The sequence below is a fragment of the Bacillus cereus group sp. BfR-BA-01408 genome (assembly GCF_022663305.1).
Lineage (GTDB): Bacteria > Bacillota > Bacilli > Bacillales > Bacillaceae_G > Bacillus_A > Bacillus_A pacificus.
Genome location: NZ_JAKUFF010000332.1, coordinates 1 through 219 on the forward strand (window position 1 = coordinate 1; position 219 = coordinate 219).

Sequence of the window (219 nt, forward strand, 5' to 3'; positions counted from 1 at the left end):
AGTGTTCCCGGTAGATCCAGTAATCCCGGCAGGCCCAGTATTCCCGGTAGATCCAGTGCTTCCAGTGGGTCCAGTAGCCCCACTTTCTACTAATACGATATAATCTGGAGAGACATTAGGAAATCCTTGAGGTGCATCCTTTTTTACAACATAGCCGCTGCTCGTATAAGTAACAACTTGTCCGGCTTTATAGTTGGGAGCGGCTGCAAGACTAAAGGC

General features: G+C 48.4%; 1 pseudogene. It reads right to left on the reverse strand.

Going from position 1 to position 219, the window contains the following annotated elements:
* A pseudogene (locus tag MR083_RS28385) lies at positions 1-219 on the reverse strand (collagen-like protein); the annotation flags it as partial.